The sequence below is a fragment of the Mycolicibacterium sediminis genome (genome assembly GCF_010731735.1).
Classification (GTDB): Bacteria; Actinomycetota; Actinomycetes; order Mycobacteriales; family Mycobacteriaceae; genus Mycobacterium; species Mycobacterium sediminis.
On sequence record NZ_AP022588.1, the window covers coordinates 5,003,508 to 5,028,154 of the forward strand.

Consider the following 24,647-nt stretch of genomic DNA (forward strand, 5'->3'; position numbering starts at 1 on the left):
CCCTCCGCTCATCGCGACGCCGACGCGCGGTCCAGCTCCGAGTCGACCTCGGCGCCGTCCATTGCGGAGATCTCCAGATACAGCTCGGCGACCTGCTCGAGCCGGTCGCTCCCCGACTCGCGCTCGACGAGCCGACGAGCCAGCGCCGCGACGGTCCTGGTCGCGAACACGTCCGGCACCATCACGGTGGGCGTGTCCAACCAGTCGCGGATCCGGGCGACGGTTGCGGTCGCCTGCACGGAATCACCACCGAGCGCGAAGAAGTCGTCGTCCATGCCGACCTCGTCGCGGCCCAGCACGTCGCCGACGATCGCGGTGAGCGCGAGTTCCAGCGGCGTCGACGGCGCGCGGTAGCTCCGCTCGGCGTCGATGCCTTCCTCGGCGAGGCGCCGGGCGACGGCCCTGCGGTCGATCTTGCCGTTGTGGAACGGGATCCGGTCCGCCGCGACGAGCACCTGCGGGACCATGTGGGCGGGCAGTACGTCGGCGAGGCGCGCGGCGACGGCGGCGGTGTCGAGGGCCGGGTCGTCGATGCGCAGCAGCGCACCGAGGACGTCGCGGCCGCCGTCGATGGGGACCACCGCGGCGACCGCCGCGCCGACGCCGGGCGTGCGGGCCAGCGCTGCCTCCACCTCGCCAAGTTCGATCCGGTAACCGCTGATCTTGACGCGGTGGTCGGCGCGCCCGACGAACTCAAGCGTGCCGTCCGGACGGTAGCGGGCGAGGTCACCGGTCCGGTACCAGGTGCGGCCCTCGTGCTCGACGAACTTCTCCGCCGTCAGGTCCGGTCTGCCCCGGTACCCGCGGGCGATCCCCCTACCCGTGAACCACAACTCACCCGACACCCAGTCGGGGCAGTCCTCGCCGCGGGCGTCGACCACCCGGCAGGCGTTGTTGGGGAACGGGATTCCGTAGGGCACCAGCGGCGCGTGCGTGGGCAGCGCCTGGTCGACGTCGGGGCCGACCTCGAAGATCGTGCCGTGCACCGCGGTCTCCGTCGCGCCGCCGAGGCCGGCGAACCGGACGAGCGGGGAGCGCTCGCGCACAGCGCGCACGAGGCTCGGCCGCACCAGGTCGCCGCCGATCATCGCCACGCGCAGCGACGACAGGTCGCCCGGCACCTCGACGAGCATCTCCAGCCAGCCCGGCAGGAAGTTGACCACCGACACCCCGTGCCGTGCGATGAGCCGTGCCCAGGCGTCGGGGTTGCGGCGATCCTCCTCGTCGACCACGACGAGGGCCGCGCCCACGCGGAGCGTGCCGAAGACGTCGGGCACCGACATGTCGGATTCCAGGTGCGACAGCGCCAGCGCGCGGTCGCGGGCGTCGATCTCGAAGTGCTGGTAGAGGAATTCGAGCGTGTTCAGCACGGCGTCGTGGGTGAGTTCGACGCCCTTGGGCACACCGGTCGACCCTGAGGTGAACAGGACGTACGCCAGGTCGTCCGGTCCGATGGCCGGCCGGTCGAAGTGCGCCGGATCGCCGACGATCCCGGCGTCGGCGACGGTCAGCCCAGGGATGCCGCAGTCGTCGAGGACGTCGGGCAGCCGGTCACCCGTCGCGAGCGCGAACTCGACGCCGCCGGTCTCGAGCATCCGGGCAGCGCGCTCGGCGGGCTGTTCGACGCCGACCGGCAGGTACGCCGCACCGGCGGTGAGGATTCCGAGCAGCGCCGGGATCTGCTCGGCGTCCTTCGGCCCCATCAGCGCCACCACGTCGCCGCGGTGCACACCGCGCGACTGCAGCGCGGCGGCGATGGCCAGCGCCTCGTCACGCAGCTCGCCGTAGGTCAGCGTGCCGCCGTCGGAGATCACGGCGATCGCGCCGGGAGAGTCCCGGGCGTGCCGGTGGAAGCCGTCGACGAGCGTCTCGCCGCTCGGGGTGGCCGTGGTGGCGTTGACGGCGTCGCGGACCGCGCGGGACTCCGGTGCCAGTGCCGGCGGGTCGGGCGCGTCCCAGGCGGCGTCGTCGGTGGCGAGTCGGGCCAGTTCGCCGAGCTGATGGGCGAACATCGCCTGGGGCACCCCTGGCGGGAAGGCGTCCCTGCGGACGTCCCAGTTGATCATCAACCCGTCGGTCAACGGCGTCGCCTGGGCGTCGATGAGCACCTGCGGCCCCTGCGAGATGGTCCACACCGGCTCGCCGAACTGGTCGGTGACGTCACCGGCGAACAGATCGCCAAGGCCGAGCGCGCTGGTGTACACGATGGTGGCCAGGGTCTGCGTGCCGCGGTGACGGCTGACGTCGCGGAGCACGTCGAGGCCGGACACCGAGGAGTGCCGGGCGGTCGCGTGCAGCACCTCCTGGACGGCACGCGCCCGCGAGGCGGGGGTGTCGGTGCCGGCGAGGTCGATGTCGAGCATCAGCGACGAGGTGAAGTCGCCCACCAGCGCGTCGACGTCGGGATGGTAGGGCTCCCGGCCGAACATGGGCAGGTTCAACAGGAACCGGGAGTCGGTCGACCAGTGCGCGAGCGCGTTCGAGTAGGTGGCGGCGACGGCCATCGCGGGGGTGATGCCACGCCGGTGTGCGGCATCGAACAGCGCGTCGCGGGTGGGCACGTCGAAGACGTGCCAGAGCCGGATGCTGCGCAACGGGTCCTGCTGCTCGTCGCGCGGGATGAGCGGCAGCGCAGGGGGTTCGGGCAGATCCGGAATCCGCTCGGCCCACCACCGCACGTCCTCCTCCGGTGGAGGCGGCGTGGTCGCGGTCAGCCTCGCGCGGTACTCGCGGTAGGTGTAGCCGAGGCCGGGAAGGTCGGCACCCCGGTAGTACGCCGCGAGGTCGGCCATGAAGTTGCGGTAGCTGACGGCGTCGGCTGCCTGCATGTCCATGTCGACGTGCAGGCGGGTGCGACCGCCGGGGAGTAGCGACAGCGCGATCTGCAGCACCTCGCCGTCGAGCAGCTGGTGGGACTTCGCGTCGCGGATCCGCAGGAGTTCGGCCTCGGCGTCCGCGGCATCGAGGTCGCGGAGGTCGGCGACCGTGACGGGCAGTTCCCGATCGCCGATCAGCTGCGTCCCGTCGGGCAGGATCTCCTGGCGCAGCATGGGATGGCGCTCGGCGAGTCTGGCCGCCGCGGCGGCGAGGCGCGAGGGATCGACTCCCGAACCGTCGAACTCGACGTAGAGGTGCGCGGCGACGCCACCGAGTTCCTGCTCGCCGTGCCGGCCCACCCACATCGCGTGCTGGATCGGGGCGAGGGGGAACGGCGCGTCGGGATCACCGGGGTCGATCGTGTCCGGCGCCGGCTCGGAACGCTCCACACCGGTGCGTTCGGCGACGAGGGCCGCCCAGGCCTCGACCGTGGGTTGCGCTGCGAGCGCGGCGAACCCGACGTCGATCCCCTGCTTGCGCCATCGGCCGGACAGCGACATCATGCGGATCGAGTCCAGGCCGGACGCGATGAGGTCGGCGTGCGGGTCGAGGGCGTCGGACGAGATGCCGAGCAGTTCGGCGACCTCCTCGCGCACGGTCTGCGGACTCGTCGCGGCGACACCCACGGTGGATCCTCCAACAATTAGTAAAGGCTGCCCTAACTTGGGGGAGGCTACCCTATCCTCGACGTGCCGAACACACCTACCCGGAGGGCCAGCGGTCACCCATGAGCACCGGTTTCGACCACCAGCAACGTGATCTCACGCGGGGTTTCGTCCCGTTTCCCGACGACCGGGCGGCCGTGTACCGGCAGGCCGGTTACTGGGAGGGGCGTGCGCTCGACACCATCCTTCGGCAGGCCGCGGCGCAGTGGCCGGACAAGGCGGCCGTCGTCGACGCGGGCGGCTCGTACGGCTTCGCCGAACTGGACGCCCTGGCCGACCGCATCGCCGCCGCACTCGCCGCACGCGGGCTGCGTCCCGGCGACCGTGTGCTGCTGCAGCTGCCGAACTCCCGGGAGTTCGCCGTCGCCGCGTTCGCACTCCTGCGGGCCGGCATCGTGCCCGTGCTGTGCCTGCCCGGCCACCGCTCTGCCGAGATGGGTCACTTCGCCTCGGTCAGCGGCGCGGTCGGCATGGTCATCCCGGACGTCGTCGCCGGATTCGACTACCGCGACATGGCAACCGACGTCGCCGCGGCGAATCCCGGCTTGCGTCACGTCCTGGTGCTCGGCGACCCGGGCCCGCACGAATCGTGGTCCGCGCTCGCCGACGAGACGCCCACCGGACCGCCGGACGTCGTCGTCGACACGTCGGCACCCGCTCTGCTGCTCGTGTCCGGCGGCACCACGGGACTGCCCAAGCTGATCCCCCGCACGCACGACGACTACGTCTACAACGCAACGGCCAGCGCCCGAGCGTGCGGCCTGGTCCACGACGACGTGTACCTGGTGGTGCTCCCAGCGGGCCACAACTTCCCGTTCGCGTGCCCCGGCATGCTCGGCTCGATGACGGTCGGGGCCACCACCGTCTTCACCGACGACCCCAGCCCGGAGTCGGCGTTCCCCCTCATCGAACGGCACCGCGTCACGGTCACCGCTCTGGTCAACGCGCTGGCGAAGCTGTGGACCCAGGCGTGCGAGTGGGAGCCGGTGCTCCCGACGTCGCTGCGCCTGGTCCAGGTGGGCGGCTCACGGCTGTCGCCCGACGAGGCTCGCTACATCTACGACGGTCTGACCACCGGCCTGCAGCAGATCTTCGGCATGGCCGAGGGGATGCTGCAGTTCACCCGCCCCGGCGATTCCGTCGAGGTCGTCGCCAACACGCAGGGGCGGCCCGTCTCGCCGCACGACGAACTGCGCGTCGTCGACGAGGCCGGTGTCGACGTGACGCCCGGCGCGGTGGGCGAACTCCTGGTGCGCGGGCCCTACACGCTCAACGGCTACTACCGTGCCGACGAGGCCAACGCCCGGTCGTTCAGCCCGGACGGCTTCTACCGGTCGGGTGACCGGGTGCGCATCTTCGCCGACGGGCCGCTGGCCGGGAACGTCGAGGTGGTCGGGCGCATCAAGGACGTGATACACCGAGGCGGCGAGACCGTGTCCGCGACGGACCTCGAGGACCACCTGCTCACCCATCCGGCCGTCTACGCCGCCGCGGCGGTCGCCCTGCCCGATGAGTACCTCGGCGAGAAGATCTGCGCCGCAGTCGTCTTCAGGGGCACCCCCGTCGGACTGGCCGAACTGAACGGCTTCCTCGACGAGCGTGGCGCGTCGACGCACGCCCGTCCCGACGTCTTGGTGCCGATGCCGTCGCTGCCGATGACGGCGGTCGGCAAGGTGGACAAGAAGAAGGTGATCGCCGCGGTGTCGGCGCACTGACCCGCGCCTGCCGCGGATCAGCGCGCCGGGGCCGTCCGTTCCTCGGCCGACAGCAGCTCGGAGAGCATCTCGATGACCGCGGCCGCGGTGGGGTGCTCCCACAGCAGCGTGGGCGACAGCGACAGGCCGGTCTGCTTCTCGAGCTGGCGGCGCAGGCGAACGGTCATGATCGAGTCGACCCCGAGTTCGACGAGCGGCAGGTCGAGGTCGACGTCGCTCTCGGGCAGACCGACCTGTGCGGCCACCGCCGCGAGGACCTGACCACTCACCCACTCCGGGTCGGCAGGTCCCGACTCGACCCGGGGGTCGGCATCCGACTCCCCGTCCGAGCCGTCGCGGCGTGCCGCAGGTGCCACCTCGGCGAGCATCGGCACCCGTGCCGCCGCCGATAGCAGCGGCAGCACGACGACATTCGGATCGTCGTCGCGCATCGCGAGGTCGAGTGCGCGCATCGCGTCGTCGACGCCGACGGTACCCATGCCCAGCGCGTCGAGCTGCGCGGCGACGAACTCGGACGACGAGCCCATCCCCTGCCCGCGCCATGCCGTCCACGCGATCGCCGTCGTGCGGTCACCCAGGCTGCGCCGCTGGCGAGCCATCACGTCGAGGAACGAGTTCGCGCAGGCGTAGGCGCCCTGCCCGGGGAAGCCGGCCAGGTACCCGCACGACGAGAACAGCACCATCCAGTCCAGCTGCTCGGGCGGGAACACCTCGTGCAGGACGAGCGTGCCGCGCACCTTCGGATGCATCGCGGCCGCGAAGTCGGACGGTGTCGTAGTGGCAAGCAGCGCACCGGCTTCCACTCCCGCGGCGTGGACGACGCCGCGGACCGGGGGAAGGTCGCGCAGGACCGCCCGCAGGTCGTCGGCGGAGCCCGGCGCACCGAGGTCGACGGCGGCGATCGTGACCGACACGCCGCGGTCCTCGAGCGCCGCGACGCCGCGAACCGCCGCGGACTGGCCGGCCCCGCCCCACGCGGACCGCTCCGGCAGACCCGAGCGCGACAGCAGGACCAGTCTGCGGGCGCCGAGATCGGCGAGTCGCTGCGCGACGAGCAGACCGAGAGCGCCCGTGCCACCGGTGACCAGGTACGTGCCACCGGGTGAGCACTCCATGGGGACGCCGGCCGACGGCTCGATCGGCGCGAGCCGGGCGACCAGTGCGGTGTCGTCACGGACGACGACGACACCGTGCCCGTGCAACGACGCGAGTGCCGCGAGGGGTGGACGGCCGTCCGCCACGTCGACGACACCACCCCACAGATTCGGGTGTTCGGCTGCGGCGATCCGGGCGAGACCCCACAGCGGCGAGTGTGCGAGGTTGGCACCCTCGTGCACGCCGGTGGTCAGGACCCATAGACGCGCGGTCGACGCCAGCTCCTGCATCCGGCGCAGCGTCCGGACGACGAGGTCGACGGATTGCACCGGATCGTCGTCGCGGCGCGGGAGTACCAGCACCACTGCCCCGGCGCCGAGATCTGCTGGGGTCGAATCACTCTCGCTCGAACTGACCAGTTCGCGGGGATCCTCCACCGCGCGGTAGGGCACCCCGGCGGCCGAGACGTCGCGAACGGCGGCGGCGAGACCATCGGCGTCCCCACCCACGAGCAGCACGTGCGTCGGCCTCACCCCGGGCGGGCACGCCACCTCGCGCCATGCCACGTGGTGCAGCATCCGGCCGACGTCGTCGGCGAGGGGTTCCGAACCGGGGTTCTCGAGTTCCTCGAAGCCCATCCCGGTGATCGACATCAGCACCGACCCCGACTCGTCGGTGATCCAGACGTCCGTGACCGTGGTGTCCGGCCTGCGTCGGACCACCAGCGTCGCGACGGCGGGGGGTTCGCCGTGCACGTGCACGCGTTCGATTCGGGCGGGCATGCGCAGCCGCGGTGGACCGTCGAAGATCACCGACGCCGCGGACGTCGCCGCATCGACGAGCGGTGCCCACGACGCCGGCACCGATCCGTCGCGGGCCGCGGCCACCACGGCCAGCAGTTCACCGTCGCCACGACGGAGATCGTCTACGTCCCAATCGAATCCCATGTCTGCGACACCCAGACCGGCCAGCGCGTCGACGACGTGAGGCGCGGGCAGCACCTCGGCGCATCTCCGTCGAACGGCCGCCAGGTCGCAGGTGGTGGCGAGGAGTTCGTCGATGTCGTCCCCGACGGCGACCACCGCACGACTGTGGACGAGCCACCCGCCCTCGGGCCCGTCCACCAGCCGCGACGACAGCGTCAGCTCGCGGTCCTGCAGGACGATCTGGAGGTCGCGGGCGCGCGCCGGCGCGACCGGGGTGCGCAGGCGGACGTCTGCGAGCCCGATACCCTCGCAGCCACCCGTGCGGACGGATCGTCCGGTGCGCGCCGCCGCCAGGAAGGTGGTGAGAAGCACTGCCGCGGGAACGATCTCGGTGCCCCGAACGGGGTGCGTGCCGGGATATGGGCGACTGTCGTAGTCGAGGCGGGTCTGCCACATCGCGGTGGGCACGCCGGCGGTGACGTCGGTCCGCCCGCCCAGCAGCGTGTGGGTCGACGTGTCGTGCAGGCCGCTGCCACCGGGCGGCGGGGTCGGGGTCCGCCAGAAGCGGCGGTGCTGCCACCGGGTGCCGGGCAGGTCGCCCGCCCAAGCGTCCGTCGTGGAGAGACCGTGGTCGATCGACGCGCCGTGGCAGTACAGCCACGCCACCGCGGTGGCGACGGCACGCATCTCGGGGGCGTCGCGGCGCAGCACCGGCACGGCGGCGTGCTCGTCGATGCCGAGGGTCAGCAGGGTCTCGGCGATGGAGTGCGAGACCACCGGGTGCGCGGACACCTCGAGGAACAGCCGGTGACCGTCCTCGGCGGCCGCGGTGACCGCCTCGGCGAAGCGCACCCTGCCGCGCAGGTTGGCCACCCAGTAGGCGGCGTCGCGCGCGGCGGTCGACCTCGGATCGGTGAGCGCGGTCGAGTAGAGCGGGACGTCGGCGTCCAGCGACGGCGCGAGCGCCGCCACGTTGCGCGCGAGGTCACCGGTGAGCGCGTCCATCGCCGGGCTGTGGAATGCGACGTCGGTGTTGACGCGGCGCACCACGACGCCGTCGTCGGACCACGAAGCGCCGACGGCCTCGACGGCGTCGACGAGCCCGGAGATCACCGTCGACTCCGGCGACGCGCTGATCGCCGCGACCACGTCGGTCCGGCCGGCGAGCCGGCGCTCGGCCTCGTCGAACGGCAACCGGACCAGCGCCATGGCGCCCTCCCCCGCCACCGACCGGAACCCGCGGGCACGGTGGCAGGCGACGGCCGCACCGTGGCGGAGCGTGAAGACACCGGACACGACGCATGCCGCCACCTCGCCGACGGAGTGACCGATGACGGCCGCGGGCGTCACGCCGCGTTCGCGGAGCACGGCCGCCAACCCGACCTGCATCGCGAACGTCAGTGCCTGCACCCGGTCGGTTCCGCCGAGGTCTCCCGACTCGAGGGCCGCGCGGGCGGAGAACCCCAGTTCGGTGGCGAACACCTCGTCGACCTCGTCGACGACGCGGGCGAAGACCGGCTCGGCGGCGAGCAGTTCGCGGCCCATGCCCGGCCAGTGTGAGCCGTGCCCGGAGAACACCCACACCGCGTCCGCGCCGCCGTCGGCGGGCACGGTTCCGGTCACCAGGTCGGTGGCGGCCTCCCCGCGGGCGAGGGCGTCGAGGGCACCCGTCAGCTGGTGCGGGCGCTCGGCGACCACGGCGGCCCGGAACCGTTCGTGGCCCCGACGGGTCCAGGCCGTCGCGGCGACCCGGTCGACGGGGACGTCGGCGGTCCGCAGGTGGTCGGCGAGTGCCTCGGCCTGGCTCGCCAGGCGGCTCCCCGAGCGGGCCGACACCGGGACCACCAGCGGTCCGGCGACGTCGCGGTTCCGCGGCGCGACGGCGGCGGGCGCCTCCTCCAGCAGGACGTGCGCGATCGTGCCCCCGTAGCCGTAGCTGCACACCGCGGCACGCCGCGGCGTCGCGGAGCGGGGCCAGGGCTCCACCTCGGTCGGGACCCGCAGACCACTGCCCGCCCAGTCCACGGCCGGGGTCAATCGGCGGAGACCGGCAGTCGGCGGGATCACCTCGTGGTGCAGGGCGAGGACCGCCTTGATCAACCCGATCACCCCTGCACCGCCCTCGAGGTGGCCGACGTTGGGCTTCACCGATCCGATCCGGCAGGCGTCGCCGGCGCTGCGGCCGACGCCGTAGACCTCGGCGATGGCCCGCACCTCGGTGGGATCACCCGTCGGCGTGCCGGTGCCGTGCGCCTCGACGAAGCCGACGCTCCCCGGGTCGACGCCGGCGGTGGCGCAGGCCCGCCGGAACATGTCCGCCTGGGCCTCCCCGTTGGGCGACATGATCCCGACGGTCCTGCCGTCCTGGGCGATCGCGCCGCCCCGGACGACGGCGAGCACGCGGTCGCCGTCGCGGCGGGCGTCGTCCAGTCTCTTGAGGACGACGACGCCCGCTCCCTCGCCGCGGCCGTAGCCGTCGGCCGCGGCGTCGAACGTCTTGCACCGTCCGTCCGGGGCGGTGGCGCCGGCCTCGTCGAGGACCCGGACCAGCCCCGGACCGATCAGCGCGCTGACGCCGCCCGCCAGCGCCAGCGACGTCTCGCCAGCCCGGAGCATCTGGCAGGCCTGGTGGACGGCGACCAGCGAGGCGGCGCAGGCAGCGTCCAGCGCGACGCTCGGACCGCGGAGGTCGAGCAGATGCGACACGCGATTGGCGATGCCGCACAACGACGTTCCGATCCCGGTCCATGCCTCGACGCCGGACAGGTCCTCCATGATCAGCTTGCCGTAGTCGTCGGAGTTCACGCCCATGAGCACGGCCGTGTCGCTGCCCGCCAGCGACGACGGCGGGACACCGGCGTGCTCGAGCGCCTCCCAGCTGACCTCGAGGGCGAGCCGCTGCTGCGGATCCATCAGCTCCGCCTCGCGGGGAGAGACGCCGAAGAACTCCGCGTCGAAGCCGGGCAGGTCGTCGAGGAAGGTCCCCCATCGGGTGGTCTCCCGCAGCACGGCGGCGTTGCGCGGATCACGGTGCAGGTAGGGCTCCCAGCGCTCCTCGGGCACCTCGCGGACGTCGCTGCGACCGTCGAGCAGGAAGGTCCAGAAGTCGGCGGGGGTGCCGACCGCACCGGCGACGCGGCAGCCGAGGCCGATGACGGCGATGGGCGTGGGCAGCGGGCCACCGTCCGAACTCTGGATAGCCTTGCCTAAGTTCATGCCAGAATCTTGGCACGAGGACACCCGCGACGGACGACTACCCGGACCGGGGACCAGGCCCCGAGCGGTCAGTCCAGGAGGTCGCGCACGACGGCGTCGGCCAGCAGCCGGCCGCGGTCGGTCAGTACCAGGCGACCGTCGCCGCCGAGGAGAAGCCCGTCCTGGCACAGACTCTCGGCACGTGCCCGCTCGCGGTCCTCCAGCAGGTCCACGGACAGGCCGTCGCGCAGCCGCATCCGCAGCATCACGTCCTCGAGGTGGCGTTCGGCGGTCGACGGCTCCTCGAAGCCCGCGACCGGCAGCTCTCCGCGCGCCAGCGTCTCGGCGTACGTGCTGGGGTGCTTGACGTTCCACCAGCGCCTGCCGTCGACGTACCCGTGCGCCCCCGGACCCGCACCCCACCACTCGCCGCCCGCCCAGTAGCCCATGTTGTGCAGGCACTCGCCGCCGGGACGGCACCAGTTCGACACCTCGTACCAGTCGAGGCCGGCGGCGGCCAGACGCTCGTCGAGCAGCTCGTAGCGGGTCGCCATCACGTCGTCGTCCGGCGAGACGACCTCGCCCCGGCGCACCCTGCGTGCCAGCGCCGTGCCGTCCTCGACGATCAGTGCGTACGCCGACACGTGGTCCACGTCGGCGCCGATCGCGGCGTCGATGGAACGACGGAGATCGTCGTCGGTCTCTCCCGGCGTGCCGTAGATCAGGTCCAGGTTGACGTGGTCGAACCCGACGGACCGGGCCTCCAGCGCCGCCTCCACTGCCCGGCCGGGCGAGTGCACGCGGTCGAGCACCCTGAGCACGTGCGGGGCGGTCGACTGCATGCCCAGCGAGATCCGGGTGAACCCGGCGTCGAGCAGCCTCGCGAAGAACTCGGACGACGTCGACTCCGGGTTGGACTCGGTGGTGACCTCCGCGCCGGGCGCCAGGACGAACTCGGACCGGATCGCGTCCAGCACCTCGGCGAGGCCGTCGGAACCCAGCATGGACGGCGTCCCGCCGCCGACGAACACCGTGTTCACCGCGCGTGCGCCCGCAGGCGTCGCGGCGGCCAGCGCCAGTTCCTGCTTCAGCGCCTCGAGCCAGCCCCGGGGGTTCGCCCCACCCAACTCCGACGGCGTGTAGGTGTTGAAGTCGCAGTATCCGCAGCGGGTGGCACAGAACGGGACGTGTACGTAGATGCCGAATGCCCCTCGACCGACCGCGATGCTCACCCGACCAGTGTCCCAGAACGACTTTTGCTCACCACGAGCCTGAATCTGGCCCCATTAGGGCGCGATGGGCCGACCGTGGCAGAATGGGCTCCGTGACTGTCGCCTTCAGCTCGCCCACCCGCGTATCGCTGGTGGCCCGGCGGCATGTCGACTTCAAGCGGGTCTGTAGCAGTTGCTGTCTTCCCTGCAACGTTTGATCTCGGACCACCAGCCACACTGAACTTCAGCTGGCCGCTCCGGATCCTCGACGCCGGACAGCCCCCGGTGCGTAGCGATCCGAACGCCGGCTCCTTGCGAGAAGGGGCGAACCCCATGACCACAGCAGAATCCACGCCGCCCAAGGCCAAGCCCGCCAAGCGTCCTCGCGGCGAAGGCCAGTGGGCGCTCGGCTACCGGGAACCGCTCAACGCGAACGAGCAGGCCAAGAAGGACGACAACCCGCTCAACGTCCGCGAACGCATCGAGAGCATCTACGCCAAGGGCGGATTCGAGAGCATCGACAAGGGCGACCTGCGTGGCCGCTTCCGCTGGTGGGGCCTCTACACCCAGCGCAAGCCCGGGTACGACGGCACGTGGACCGGTGACGACAACACCGACATGCTCGAGGACGAGTTCTTCATGCTGCGCGTCCGCAGCGACGGCGGCGCGCTGACCGCGGCATCGCTGCGCACCCTCGGCGGAATCTCCACCGACTTCGGACGGGACACCGCCGACATCTCGGACCGGCAGAACGTCCAGTTCCACTGGATCGGCGTGGAGAACATGCCGGAGATCTGGCGTCGCCTCGACGAGGTCGGCCTGCAGACCACCGAGGCGTGCGGCGACTGCCCCCGCGTGGTGCTGGGCTCCCCGCTCGCGGGCGAGTCCCTCGACGAGGTGATCGACGGCACCCCCGCGGTCCACGAGATCGTCAAGCGCTACGTCGGCAAGCCCGAGTACTCGAACCTGCCGCGCAAGTTCAAGACCGCGATCTCCGGCCTTCAGGACGTGGTGCACGAGGTCAACGACGTCGCCTTCATCGGCGTCGAGCATCCCGAGCACGGCCCCGGCTTCGACCTGTGGGTCGGCGGCGGGCTGTCCACCAACCCGATGCTCGGCCAGCGCGTCGGCGCATGGGTGCCGCTGGACGAGGTGCCCGACGTCTGGGAGGGCGTGGTCAGCGTCTTCCGCGACTACGGCTACCGCCGTCTGCGCGCGAAGGCGCGTCTCAAGTTCCTCATCAAGGACTGGGGTGTCGAGAAGTTCCGCCAGGTGCTCGAGACCGAGTACCTGAAGCGTCCGCTGATCGATGGCCCCGCCCCGACGCCGGCGACCCGGCCGATCGACCACGTCGGCGTGCAGAAGCTCAAGAACGGGCTCAACGCGGTGGGCGTCGCGCCGATCGCCGGGCGCGTGTCGGGCACGATCCTCACCAAGGTCGCCGACCTGGCGGAGGCCGCGGGCAGTGACCGGATCCGGTTCACGCCGTACCAGAAGCTGATCATCCTGGACGTTCCGGACGACCAGTTGGATGCGCTGCGCGCGGGACTCGACGAGCTGGGCCTGCCCTCCCAACCGTCGCACTGGCGTCGAAACCTGATGGCTTGCACGGGAATCGAGTTCTGCAAGCTGTCGTTCGCCGAGACCCGCAGTCGGTCTCAGGTGCTGGTGCCCGAACTGGAGCAGCGGCTCGACGACCTCAACGCCCAGCTCGACGTGCCGGTGACGATCAACATCAACGGCTGCCCCAACTCGTGCGCCCGGATCCAGGTCGCCGACATCGGCTTCAAGGGCCAGATGGTGGACGACGGCAACGGCGAACAGGTCGAGGGTTTCCAGGTCCACCTCGGTGGCAGCCTGGGGTTGGACAGCGGTTTCGGCCGCAAACTGCGTCAGCACAAGGTGACGTCGGACGAACTCGGCGACTACATCGAGCGGGTCGTTCGCAACTTCGTGAAACAACGCGAGGACGGCGAGCGTTTCGCTACGTGGGCAGTACGAGCAGACGAAGCCGATTTGAGGTAGCACATGACTGATTTGCGCACAGAGCACGACCTGATCGAACTCGCCGAGCGCGGCGCACGGGAGATGGCCGACGCGTCGGCGGTGGAACTGCTGCGCTGGACCGACGACCACTTCGCGGGCGATTACATCGTGGCCTCCAACATGCAGGACGCCGTCCTCGTCGACCTGGCCGCGAAGATCCGGCCGGGTGTGGACGTGCTGTTCCTCGACACCGGCTACCACTTCGTCGAGACGATCGGCACCCGTGACGCCGTCGAGGCGGTCTACGACGTGAACGTGGTCAACGTGCGGCCCGAGAAGTCGATGGCCGAACAGGACTCGATTCACGGCAAAGACCTGTTCGCCCGCGATCCCGGGGCGTGCTGCGGGATGCGCAAGGTCGAACCCCTCGGACGGGCCCTCAAGGGCTACTCCGCGTGGGTGACCGGCATCCGGCGGGTCGAGGCGCCGACGCGCGCGAACGCCCCGCTGATCAGCTTCGACAAGGCCTTCGGTCTGGTGAAGATCAACCCGATCGCGCCCTGGTCGGACGACGAGATGCAGGACTACATCGACGAGCATGGCATCCTGGTCAACCCTCTGGTGGACGAGGGCTACCCGTCCATCGGCTGCCTGCCCTGCACCGCCAAGCCGATCGCCGGCGCCGATCCCCGCAGCGGGCGTTGGGCCGGGCTGGCCAAGACGGAGTGCGGGCTACACGCCTCGTGACCTCGTGACCGAGGTACTCGTCCTGACCGCACACGGCAGCGCCGATCCGCGGTCGTCCGCGGTCGCGCACGCGTTGGCGGGACGGATGCGCCGGTTGCGCCCGTGGCTGGACGTCCGGGTGGCCTTCGTCGAACAGTCGGAGCCCAACCTGGCCGACGTTCTCGCCGACGTCGCCACCCGCGGGGATTCCGCGGTCGTCGTGCCGATGCTGCTCGCCGGCGCGTACCACGCACGGGTCGACATCCCGCGGATGATCGAGGCGTCCGGCGCACACGTCCGGCTGGCCGACGTCCTCGGCGAGGACCCGGCGCTCATCGGGTTGCTCGGTCAGCGCCTCGCCGAGCACGGCGTCGCACCGGACGATCCCGAACTCGGCGTGATCGTGACCTCGGTCGGATCGTCGAGCGACGCCGCGAACGCGCGCACGGCGTCCGTCGCGACGACACTCGAGTCCGCCACGGACTGGGCGGGTGCGGAGGTGGCGTTCGCGACGCGGCCGGAGCCGACCGTCGCCGACGCGGCACGCGCGCTGCGCCTGCGCGGGGCCCGACGTCTGGTCGTGGCGCCCTGGTTCCTGGCGCCCGGCCGCATCACCGACCGCGTCGCGGTCTCGGCGGCAGCCCTCGGCTGCTCGGTCGCCGCTCCGCTGGGTGCCCACAACCTGGTGGCCGCGACATTGCTGGACCGCTTCGACGAAACGCTGTCCGCGTACGCCGCTGCCTGACCGGCTGCCGATCCAGGAGGTTCGTCGCACAGCCGTGTGGTTTGCGGCTACGCTTCGGTCCGTCAAATCTGTGGCATCATATTGACGTCAGTGTTGCAACGCCGACCACTCGTACAGCAGCGGTCGGTGCCAATCCCGGGGATGAGAATGGACAACACCATGATTTCAGGTCGTATCACCCGTCGCTTGGCACTCGTTGCCGGCGGCGGAGCGATCATCGCGATGGGTGCACTCACCGCCGGCTGTGGCACGAGCGAGGAGCCGACTCCGTCGACCACGCCGACGACCACCACCACGACGTCCGCCGTCGCTCCCACGCCGACGGAGAAGGGGCTCACCCCCGGCGGCGCGAACAGCTTCTCGCCTCCCGTCCTGGCGCCGCCGGCCCCGACTCAGGGACCCGGAAACCACCGCGAGAACGGCGGCCACCGCAGCTGATCGTGTCCAGCGGCTCCGGCGGAGCGCGACGGCGTCGTCGCTCCGCGGGAGGCGCACGGGACATCGGCTCATCGACGACGACGTCATGACACGTACACGCGGACCGGCGAGGTTGATCCTCGGCGGCTGGCTGACGGTGACGATGCTGTTGGCCACGACCGTGCTCGCGCCTGATCCCGGGCAGCGACCGGAGGCCTCCTCGACCATCGGCGGCCCGTACGCCGCGCTGCTGGCCAGCGCGGTGGATCTCGGCCCCTCCCGTCGGGCCGACGCTCGACTGACAGTGGCGCTCCGGGATTCTGCGCACCCATCGGCCCTGATGCGGTGGGCCGACGGGGTGGGTCTCGGCGTGCGCTGGCACCCGGGCGAGGACTGGGCCATCGTCGAGGGCTCGGCCGACGCCGTCGCCGATGCCTTCGACGTGCCCGTGCACGACTACCGCGGTCGGCGGGACGAGGTGTTCTACGCATCGCCCAGCCAGCCCGCGGTTCCGGAGGCGGTCCGCGACGGCGTCACCGACCTCGGCCGCATCCTCGGCTTCACCCCGCACCGCGAGGCACGGCCGGGAACGTTCCCGCTGGACGTCCCACGCCAGGGCCTGACCCCCACCAACCTGCTGACCGCGTACAACGCCGATGGTCTCGCCGCACGGGGTTTCACCGGCAAGGGCCAGACGATCGTCGTCTACGCCTTCCACGGCTTCGACCAGAAGGACCTCGACGACTTCACCACGATGTCGGGACTGCCGCCGCTCGAGCCCGTCCTGCTGGGCGGCATGCCCGACGACACGAACGGCGCCGAGACGGTGATGGACCTCCAGGTCGCACACGCGATCGCCCCCGACGCGCGAAAGGTGGTCGTCAACGCGCGTCCCACGCTGGAGGGCGGCCGGACCTACGAGCGGATCGCCGAGATGTTCGACGAGGCCGACCGCGAGTACCCCGGCGCGGTGTGGAGCCTCTCGATCGGCTGGGGATGCGACGCCCTGATCACGGCGACCGACCTCAAACCGGTGCAGTCGGCGCTCGAACGGGCCCAGTCGCACGGGACTGCGGCGTTCACCGCCAGCGGCGACACCGCAGGCCTGGAGTGCAAGGGCGGACCCAACTGGTCGGCCCCGCCAGGGCCCGACGACGTCGGGCTCGACGCGGTGGCGTCTCTGCCCGCCATGACGTCGGTGGGTGGCACCACGCTCTCGACGGACGCGGCGGGTCAGTGGCAGGCCGAGCAGGCCTGGTTCGACTCGCCGCTGTCGCAGGGCACGAGCGGCGGGGTGTCCAAGCTGTTCCCCCGACCGGCGTGGCAGCGGGGGCTCGACGTCGAGCGCGACAGCGGTAAGCGCAAGCGCCGGCTGACCCCCGACGTCTCCGCCGCCGCCGATCCGTTCACGGGAGTGAAGATCCGGTTCGACGGCCAGGACCTCGTCGGAGCGGGTACGTCGCAGGCCGCACCCATCTGGGCGGGCCTCACCGCGCTGATGAACCAGTACCTCATCGCCAACGGCGGTCGGGCGGTGGGAGCGATCAATCCCATGCTGTACCGGGTGGCGTCCGGGGCGAATGCACCCGGGTTCCGCGACGTGGACCTCGGCGCCAACGCGGTCGATCTGACCGGCCCGGGATACGACCTCGTCACCGGACTGGGCAGCCCGAACGTCGAGGCGCTCGTCGACGACTTCCTCGACGTACAGCGGGGCGTCGCACCGCGGTGAGCGCGCCGAAGTGCCGTGCCTGCGGCATCGGACCGACCGACGGCGACTTCTGCGGGCAGTGCGGCGCGCTGACCACGTCGAGGCGCGGTGACGGCCCGGATTGGTTGCGCCGCTCCAGGTATGGCGGTGCGGCGCACGGTTCGGCGGTCGGTCCCGGGCTCGTCACGACCGTCTATCCGCTGCTTCCGCGCCGGCTGCTCGGCGTCTTCCGCATCGCGCTGATCGTCGTCGTGGCCGTGCTGGTGGTGACGGCGGCGTTCCGGTGGCAGCCGCCACTGGTCGCGGCGGTCGGTCTGGGCCTGCTGCTCCTGTTCGTTGCCTACGCGTGCACGATCGGCGTCGTCGGACGAGTAGTCGGGCTCGGCGTCCTGTCGGTCACCGTCGGCACGAGTGCCGGCCTCGGCGTCGCGTGGGCGCTCGGCACGGAGGCTGCGGCGGCCCTCGAGTCGGGCGACGCGCTGGGCCTTCCCGTCAGCCTCACCCGTGTACTGGTGACGGACCTGGCGGTCCCGCTGTCGTTCGTACTCTGCCTGTTCACCACCGTCCTGGTGGTGCGCCTGTGGCGGCGCAACGACCGAGACGTCTTGACCGGGTACGTGATCGGCGCACTCGCCGCCTACTGCTTCACCGGCGTGGGCACTCTCGTCCGGTTGGCGGCCTCGTTCGCCTCGGAGGCGGACGAGGACAACACCCGGTCGTTCGTCGGGTTGGCGGCCGCCGCGATCGTGCAGGGCGTCGCGCTGCCGCTGACGGCGGCGGCCGTGGCCGGCGCGTTCGGGGCCGGCCTCTGGTTCTCGGCACGGCCCGATGATCCCCGTCCCCCGCCACGCCGAGCGACCTCGCCGCTGGGCGTCGTCGCGTTCGGAGTCGTCGCCTACCTGGGTCTCGGGTTGCTCGACCTGGTGGAGGTCCCCTACGCCGTCGACGTGGCGGTCTACGCGCTGCTGGCGGTGCTGGCGGTGGCCGCGCTCCGGATCGTGCTGCACACCACGCTGCTGCACGAGTCCCGTGACGACGCGCCCACCGACGAGACGTGCCCCCAGTGCGGCGCGGACGAGTCGGGCCCGCGGTTCTGTGTGAAGTGCGGTGCGGCGCGAGCACTGCCCACGGGAAGCCGGGTTCGGCCCGCTTTGCTCACCACCGCGATGGGCGCAGGCACGGCGGTGCTGCTCGCGGGATCGGTTGCGTTGTCGGCGTGGCTGACGCCACCGGAGCCCAACTACGTCTGTCCTCCGGAGTGCGGACGCCCGCCGATCAGCGAACCGGTCGCCACCAACCCGCGCTTCACCCCGGACACCGGAGAATTCACGGTGTCCTACCCGGGCGAGGGGACGGCATACCAGGCGACGTTCGAGCCGAATGGGGTGGTGCTCGAACTCCTCGCAGGGGAAGGCGGCGTCCTGCGCCTCTTCGGCGAACCCGCAGAGGGCCGCAGTGCCCGTGAGATCGCCAAGCAGGTCGTCGAGGACCACTATGACGACGCGACCTTCGCCTACGAAATCCCGAACGCAATGGTGGGTTACGAACCGGGCTACGGCGAGGTGGTCGACGTCTTCCCGAGCGACTCGGTCGACGACGACGCGAGGGCCCGGGTACTGGTGATGGTGGCGGTCAAGAACGACTACGCCCTGATCGCCGCCGGGGCGGGCCCGTTCCGGGAGTTCACGCCGGAGTTCGGGTCGGGGCATCCGTCGGGGGCCAACTTCTTCCTCGCCCTCGACATGGGCAAGTACGTGAACAGCTTCACCTGGCGCGGCGACCCGCCACGCTGACGGTCACGCCTTGCTGAGCGCCGACACGTCGTCGTCCGCAGGCGCCAGCTCGCCGCCACCCGGGATCGGCGGGATGCGAGTCGCGCGGACGTAGACGACGTCGCCCTCCTTCAATCCCAGCGCCTCGAGGTCGCCGCGGGTGATCTGCGCCTGGAACGGCTGCTGCGTCGCGGCGTTGGTGAGTTCGATGCGCACTTCGAAGCCGAGCACGACCACGCGGTTGATGGTCGCCTTGACCACGCCCGTGGAGCCGTCCGCACGGTCGGTGGCGATGGCCATCTCGGGGTTGCGTCCCACGCGGATGTCGTGCGGGCGCACCAGGTTTCCGTTCAGGGACGAGACGGCGCCGAGGAACGACATCACGAATGCATTCGCCGGGGCGTCGTAGACGTCGGTCGGTGTTCCGACCTGCTCGATCCGCCCCTTGTTGAGCACGGCGATGCGGTCGGACACGTCGAGCGCCTCCGCCTGGTCGTGGGTCACCAGCACCGTGGTGACGTGCACCTCGTCGTGGAGTCGGCGTAGCCAGGCCCGGAGGTCTTCGCGGACCTTCGCGTCGAGCGCGCCGAACGGCTCGTCGAGCAGCAGCACCTCGGGGTCGATGGCGAGGGCGCGCGCGAGGGCCATGCGCTGGCGCTGCCCGCCCGAGAGCTGATTCGGGTAGCGGGCGTGGAAGCCACCGAGACCGACGACGTCGAGGAGGTCGTCGACCTTCTGCTTGACCTCCTTGGCCGGGCGCTTGCGGATCTTGAGCCCGAACGCGACGTTGTCGCGCACCGTCAGGTGCTTGAACGCCGCGTAGTGCTGGAACACGAAGCCGATGCCCCGACGCTGCGGCGGCTCGTGCGTCACGTCCCGGCCGTTGATCGTGATGGTTCCGGTGTCGGGCTGGTCGAGACCCGCGATGGCGCGCAGCAGGGTCGACTTGCCCGATCCGCTCGGCCCGAGCAGTGACGTGAGAGAGCCCTTCGGCACCTCGAAGTCGACGTTCTCGAGCGCGGCGAAGTCGCCGTAGTGCTTGGTGGCGCCTCGCACGATGATGGCGTCGGTCATGGCTTCAGTCTTCCCGAATCGGTGGACATGTCACTTGCTCTGCTTGGCACGGCGGGCGTCGAGGACCACCTGGACGACGAGCACGATGACGGCGACGGTCATCAGCAGGGTGGAGATGGCGTAGGCGCCGTACATGTCGGCGCGGTTGTAGCGGTCGGAGACGAGCAGGGTCAGGGTCTGCGAGATGCCCGGCAGGTTGGACGACACCATGACGACGGCGCCGAACTCGCCGAGGGTCCGCGCGATCGTCAACACGATGCCGTAGGTGAGTCCCCAGCGGATCGACGGAAGCGTGATCCGCCAGAACGTCTGCCACCACGACGACCCCAGGGTGGAGGCCGCCTCCTCCTGATCGGTCCCGAGTTCGTGCAGGACGGGTTCGACCTCGCGGATCACGAACGGCACCGTGACGAAGATGCTGGCGAGCACGATGCCGGGGAATCCGAAGATGATCTTGAAGCCGAGGTCGTTCTCGACGAATCCGAAGACGCCCGCGGTGCCCCACAGCAGGATCAGCGCGACGCCGACCACGATCGGCGACACAGCGAACGGCAGATCGATCACGGCCTGCAGTGCGCTCTTGCCACGGAACTTGTTGCGCGCCAGCACCAGTGCGGTCGGTACGCCGAACAGGACGTTGAGCGGCACGACGATCGCCACGGTCAGCAGGGACAGCTGTAGCGCCGACTGCGCCGCCGGGGTGGAGATGGAGTCGACGAACGCGCCGAAACCGGGCGCGAACGTCCGGTAGAGGATCAGTCCGACCGGGACGATCAGCAGACCGGCCAGGTAGAACAGCGCCGTGAACCGCAGCAGGCGCTTCACCGTCGGGGACAACGTCACGTCGCCAACTCCTGCCGCTTCGCCGCGCGCGACCCGATCGTGCGCAGGACGAACAGGACGACGAACGAGACGGTCAGCAGGACGATCGAGATGGCGGCCGCGCCCGTGCGGTCGTCGTTCTCGATGAGGGTCCTGATCCACTGCGAGGACACCTCGGTCTCGCCGGGCACCGCGCCGCCGATCAGCACCACGGAGCCGTACTCGCCGATGGCCCGGGAGAACGCGAGGCCCGCGCCCGACAGCAGCGCCGGCAGCAGCGCGGGCAGGATCACCTTGGTGAAGATGACCCAGTTGTTGGCGCCGAGCGACGCGGCCGCCTCCTCGGTCTCGCGATCGAGTTCCTGGAGCACCGGCTGCACCGAGCGCACCACGAACGGCAGCGTGACGAAGAGCAGGGCGATGCCGACGCCCCACTTGGTGAAGTTGAGCTGCACGTCGATCGGGCTGGCGGGGCCGTAGAGCGCCAGCATGACCAGGCTCGCCACGATGGTCGGCAGCGCGAACGGAAGGTCGATGATCGCGTCGACCAGACGCTTGCCCGGGAAGTCGTCGCGCACCAGCACCCAGGCGACGAGCAGGCCGAAGAACAGGTTGATGACGGCGACCGCGAACGAGATGGTCAGCGTCACCTTGAACGAGGCGATCGCCGCGTTGGACGTCACCGCGGTCCAGAACGCCTCGGGTCCACCGCCCACCGACTGCCACACGATCGCGGCCAGCGGGAGGAGCACGATGACGCTGAGCCAGATCGACGCCGCACCCACGCGCAGCGACGTGCTGCCGTGGCGCGACCTGCGCCCGCGGGGCGCCCCGGGGCCGGCATCGCCGGCACCCGGAACGGTCACCTCGGAGATGGAAGAGGTCATCCAGTCGCCTTGCCGTAGATCGTCGAGATCAAGCCGTTGGACTTGTCGAACAGCTTGGGATCGGCGTCCTTCCAGCCACCGAGGTCGGCGATGGTCCACAGCTTCTGCGGCGCGGGGAACTGATCCGCGAACTGCTCCAGCACGGCCGGGTCGACGGGGCGGAAACCTGCTTCGGCCCATGCCTTCTGACCCTCGGGGGTGTACAGGAAGTTCTTGAGCTGATTGGCCTTGGCCTCGTGCTGTCCACCCTTGATCACGGCGACCGGGTTCTCGATCTTGAAGGTCTGGGGCGGGGTGACCCATTCGATGTCCGGGTGGGTCTTCTTCGAGTTGATCGCCTCGTTCTCGTAGGCGATCAGGACGTCGCCGCTGCCCTGCAGGAAGACGTCGGTCGCCTCGCGGCCGGAACCGGGTCGCACCTTCAGGTGCTCGCCCGTGAGCAGTCGGCCGAGGTAGTCGAGACCGGCCTGCTGATCTTGGCCGCCGTTGCTCTTCGCCGCGTACGGGGCCAGCAGGTTCCACTTCGCGGATCCGGAACTCAGCGGGTTGGGTGTGACGACCTCGACGCCGGGCTTGAGCAGATCGTCCCAGTCCCTGATGCCCTTCGGATTGCCCTGGCGGACGACCAGCGTGACGACCGAGCCGAAGGGGATGCCCTTGGTGGCGTCGGCATTCCAGTCCTCGGCGACCTTGCCGGCCTTGACCAGCCGGGTGACGTCCGGTTCGACGGAGAAGTTCACGATGTCGGCGGGGGTGCCCGCCTCGACCTTGCGGGACTGGTCGCCGGAGGCCCCGTAGGACCCGGTGACGGCGACGCCCTTGCCGTCCTCGGTGTTCGCGAAGGCGCTGCTGACGTTCTTCCAGCCGGGCTCCGGGACCGCGTACGCGACAAGCGTCAGCGTCGTGTCCGCCGCCGGTTGGTCCCCACCGCCGGCGACGTCACTCGCGCCGCCGCCGCCGCATGCGGCGAGCAGCGAGGCCGTGAGGGCTATGGCACCGGCGGACAGCCAGGTCCTCGTGGTCTTGGGCATCTGAAGCCTTTCCTTGCGATGTGGGGGTGGGGTTCCCCGTCGCGGAAGGGCGATGCGTTCGAATCGTGGCCGGCGCAAGCACCTGGACGACCATCACCGACGCCGAACCGCGAACGGGCTGGGTCAGCGACAACAGGAGACGTCGGCTACGGCGCGGACATCCACGGCAATGAGGGCCAGGACGTGGCCCTCGGTGCTGCCGGACGGTGCGCGCATGGGCGGAAATATAACAGAGCCAGGTAGCCGGTATTACCGAGCGACCAGCCACATGACGACCACGAGGAGTAGCAGCAGCACGAGGATGAGGGTCACCCGTGAGCGCGGCATGCCGTTCACGACTCGTCCTCCTCGGCGTGCCTGGCGCGGTTCAGCAGGCGTATCCCGTTGCCGAGCGCACCGTCGAGCACCACGGCAGCACCGTAGGCCAGCAGCAGGACCACCGGCATGACGACCACGGTCTGCGCGACGAAGCCGAGCCCGGACAGCCAGAGTTCGACGCCGTCCCACCAATTCAAGATGCCGCCCATCGCGTCCACCTTACGATCATGGTCGTGAACGACTACGCGGCGTCGACGACATGCCTGGTCGTAGGGGGTGGCCCCGCGGGGATGATGCTGGGTCTGCTGCTCGCCCGTGCCGGGGTGGACGTCACGGTGATGGAGAAGCACGCCGACTTCCTGCGCGACTTCCGCGGTGACACCGTGCACGCCAGCACGCTGCGCCTGCTCGACGAACTGGGCCTCGGCGAGGCGTTCGCCGCGCTGCCGCACCGCATGATCGACAGCATCACCGCGAGCATTCAGGGCACGGACGTGCACGTCGACCTGGGCGGGCTGCCCGGCGCGCACAAGCACATCGCACTCGTCCCGCAGTGGGACTTCCTCGAGTTGCTGGCGACGGCCGCCGAGTCAGAGCCCAGTTTCCACCTGTTGCGCAGTACCGAGGTGCTCGCGCCGATCCGGTCGAGTGGGCGCATCACCGGGGTGCGGTACCGCGGGGACGACGGGGTGGAGCGGGAGATGCGTGCCGTCCTCACCGTGGCGTGCGACGGCCGGTCCTCGACCCTGCGGGCCGCCGCCGGGTTGTCGACGCGCAACTTCGGCGCCCCGATGGACGTGTGGTGGTTCCGGCTGCCCCGCCACGCGGGCGACCCGCATGGCCTCAACGGCGTCTTCGCGTCCGGCCACGGGTGTGCGCTGATCGACCGCGGGGACTACTTCCAGATCGCCTACCTCATCCGCAAGGGCACCGACGCAGCGGTCCGGGCAGAGGGCATCGACGCCCTGCGCGACAAGGTGGCCGAGCTGGCGCCGTGGCTGGCCGGCCGCGAGGGACTGGAGTCCTTCGACGAGGTCAAGCTGCTCGACGTCCAGCTCAACCGACTGCGCCGCTGGTACGCCGATGGCCTGCTGCTCATCGGCGACGCCGCCCACGCCATGTCGCCCATCGGTGGGGTGGGCATCAACCTGGCCGTGGCGGACGCCGTCGCGGCCGGCCGCATCCTCGCGGCGCCGTTGCGGCGCGGCGCGGTCGCACGACGGCATCTCGCAACGGTCCAGGTGCGGCGGTGGCTGCCCGCGGCCATCGTCCAGCGGGTGCAACGGACCGTGCAGGACCGTGCGATCGCCGTCGCGATCGGCACTGACGCCGGCCTGCGCGAAGCGCCCCGGGCCGTGCGACTGGCCAACCGGTTCCCCGCGCTGCGCGCCATCGCCGCGTACGGCGTGGCGATCGGCCCGCTGCCCGAGCACGCCCCCGCGTACGCGCGGCGGTGACCTCCGGTAGACGGCGG

General features: G+C 71.0%; 18 protein-coding genes and 1 pseudogene. 9 read left to right on the forward strand and 10 right to left on the reverse strand.

All coding sequences use genetic code 11. From position 1 onward, the window contains the following. Positions 1–8: 8 nt before the first annotated feature. Positions 9–3,503, reverse strand: a complete 3,495-nt coding sequence (locus tag G6N64_RS23895) for a non-ribosomal peptide synthetase (protein ID WP_163800315.1) — start codon at positions 3,501–3,503, stop codon at positions 9–11. A 101-nt stretch (positions 3,504–3,604) separates the two neighbouring features. Between G6N64_RS23895 and G6N64_RS23900 the strand changes: the two genes are divergently transcribed. Beyond that, a complete protein-coding gene (locus tag G6N64_RS23900; RefSeq protein ID WP_163800316.1) occupies positions 3,605–5,257 on the forward strand; it encodes a (2,3-dihydroxybenzoyl)adenylate synthase in 1,653 nt (550 codons plus the stop codon). Positions 5,258–5,274: 17 nt separating this feature from the next. Here the strand turns inward: G6N64_RS23900 and G6N64_RS23905 are convergent, their stop codons facing one another. Then, positions 5,275–10,494 (reverse strand): type I polyketide synthase, encoded by a 5,220-nt coding sequence (locus G6N64_RS23905; protein WP_163800317.1) that lies wholly within the window; start codon positions 10,492–10,494, stop codon positions 5,275–5,277. Between the two features lie 68 nt (positions 10,495–10,562). Next, entirely contained in the window at positions 10,563–11,705 is a 1,143-nt protein-coding gene (gene hemW / locus G6N64_RS23910; protein WP_163800318.1) for a radical SAM family heme chaperone HemW, read from the reverse strand. 83 nt (positions 11,706–11,788) lie between these two features. On the opposite strand from hemW, the gene G6N64_RS30725 reads away from it, so the two are divergent. The 7 genes from G6N64_RS30725 (at position 11,789) to G6N64_RS23940 (ending at position 19,062) form a co-directional block, all read left to right on the forward strand. Continuing rightward, positions 11,789–11,902 (forward strand): Ms4527A family Cys-rich leader peptide, encoded by a 114-nt coding sequence (locus G6N64_RS30725; protein ID WP_409370781.1) that lies wholly within the window; start codon positions 11,789–11,791, stop codon positions 11,900–11,902. A 115-nt stretch (positions 11,903–12,017) separates the two neighbouring features. Continuing rightward, positions 12,018–13,709, forward strand: coding sequence for a nitrite/sulfite reductase (locus tag G6N64_RS23915; RefSeq protein ID WP_163800319.1), 1,692 nt, complete (start codon positions 12,018–12,020; stop codon positions 13,707–13,709). 3 nt (positions 13,710–13,712) lie between these two features. Then, positions 13,713–14,417: a phosphoadenylyl-sulfate reductase gene (locus tag G6N64_RS23920; RefSeq protein ID WP_163800320.1), complete on the forward strand. Its 705-nt coding sequence runs from the start codon at positions 13,713–13,715 to the stop codon at positions 14,415–14,417. A gap of 4 nt (positions 14,418–14,421) precedes the next feature. Continuing rightward, positions 14,422–15,141 carry a sirohydrochlorin chelatase gene (locus G6N64_RS23925; RefSeq protein WP_246230781.1) on the forward strand — a complete coding sequence of 240 codons (720 nt, stop codon included), beginning with the start codon at positions 14,422–14,424 and terminating at the stop codon, positions 15,139–15,141. Positions 15,142–15,327: 186 nt separating this feature from the next. Next, positions 15,328–15,579: a hypothetical protein gene (locus G6N64_RS23930; protein ID WP_308206627.1), complete on the forward strand. Its 252-nt coding sequence runs from the start codon at positions 15,328–15,330 to the stop codon at positions 15,577–15,579. An 85-nt stretch (positions 15,580–15,664) separates the two neighbouring features. Then, a complete protein-coding gene (locus G6N64_RS23935; protein WP_163800322.1) occupies positions 15,665–17,290 on the forward strand; it encodes a S53 family peptidase in 1,626 nt (541 codons plus the stop codon). Further along, positions 17,287–19,062, forward strand: coding sequence for a zinc ribbon domain-containing protein (locus G6N64_RS23940; protein ID WP_163800323.1), 1,776 nt, complete (start codon positions 17,287–17,289; stop codon positions 19,060–19,062). Before G6N64_RS23935 ends, G6N64_RS23940 begins: the two co-directional genes overlap by 4 nt. A 3-nt stretch (positions 19,063–19,065) precedes the next feature. Here the strand turns inward: G6N64_RS23940 and G6N64_RS30730 are convergent, their stop codons facing one another. The 7 genes and pseudogenes from G6N64_RS30730 to G6N64_RS23965 all read right to left on the reverse strand — a co-directional run bounded on the left by G6N64_RS30730 (position 19,066) and on the right by G6N64_RS23965 (position 23,382). Further along, a complete protein-coding gene (locus G6N64_RS30730) occupies positions 19,066–19,422 on the reverse strand; it encodes a TOBE-like domain-containing protein (protein ID WP_409370788.1) in 357 nt (118 codons plus the stop codon). A gap of 30 nt (positions 19,423–19,452) precedes the next feature. Next, positions 19,453–20,115, reverse strand: a pseudogene (locus G6N64_RS30735) (sulfate/molybdate ABC transporter ATP-binding protein); the annotation flags it as partial. A 30-nt stretch (positions 20,116–20,145) separates the two neighbouring features. Next, the gene (gene cysW / locus G6N64_RS23950) at positions 20,146–20,958 is read right to left on the reverse strand and encodes a sulfate ABC transporter permease subunit CysW (protein WP_163800325.1); all 813 of its coding nucleotides are present in this window, start codon (positions 20,956–20,958) and stop codon (positions 20,146–20,148) included. Continuing rightward, a complete protein-coding gene (cysT, locus tag G6N64_RS23955; protein WP_163800326.1) occupies positions 20,955–21,824 on the reverse strand; it encodes a sulfate ABC transporter permease subunit CysT in 870 nt (289 codons plus the stop codon). The genes cysW and cysT overlap by 4 nt, the downstream gene beginning before the upstream one ends. Beyond that, complete coding sequence (locus G6N64_RS23960) at positions 21,821–22,855, reverse strand: sulfate ABC transporter substrate-binding protein (protein ID WP_163800327.1); 1,035 nt, start codon at positions 22,853–22,855, stop codon at positions 21,821–21,823. The genes cysT and G6N64_RS23960 overlap by 4 nt, the downstream gene beginning before the upstream one ends. A gap of 123 nt (positions 22,856–22,978) precedes the next feature. Continuing rightward, positions 22,979–23,071, reverse strand: coding sequence for an Ms4533A family Cys-rich leader peptide (locus G6N64_RS30740; protein ID WP_409370782.1), 93 nt, complete (start codon positions 23,069–23,071; stop codon positions 22,979–22,981). 116 nt (positions 23,072–23,187) lie between these two features. Further along, positions 23,188–23,382, reverse strand: a complete 195-nt coding sequence (locus G6N64_RS23965) for a hypothetical protein (protein WP_163800328.1) — start codon at positions 23,380–23,382, stop codon at positions 23,188–23,190. 18 nt (positions 23,383–23,400) lie between these two features. Here G6N64_RS23965 and G6N64_RS23970 point away from each other — a divergent pair, with 18 nt between their 5' ends. Next, positions 23,401–24,630: an FAD-dependent oxidoreductase gene (locus G6N64_RS23970; RefSeq protein WP_163800329.1), complete on the forward strand. Its 1,230-nt coding sequence runs from the start codon at positions 23,401–23,403 to the stop codon at positions 24,628–24,630. Positions 24,631–24,647 lie beyond the last annotated feature (17 nt).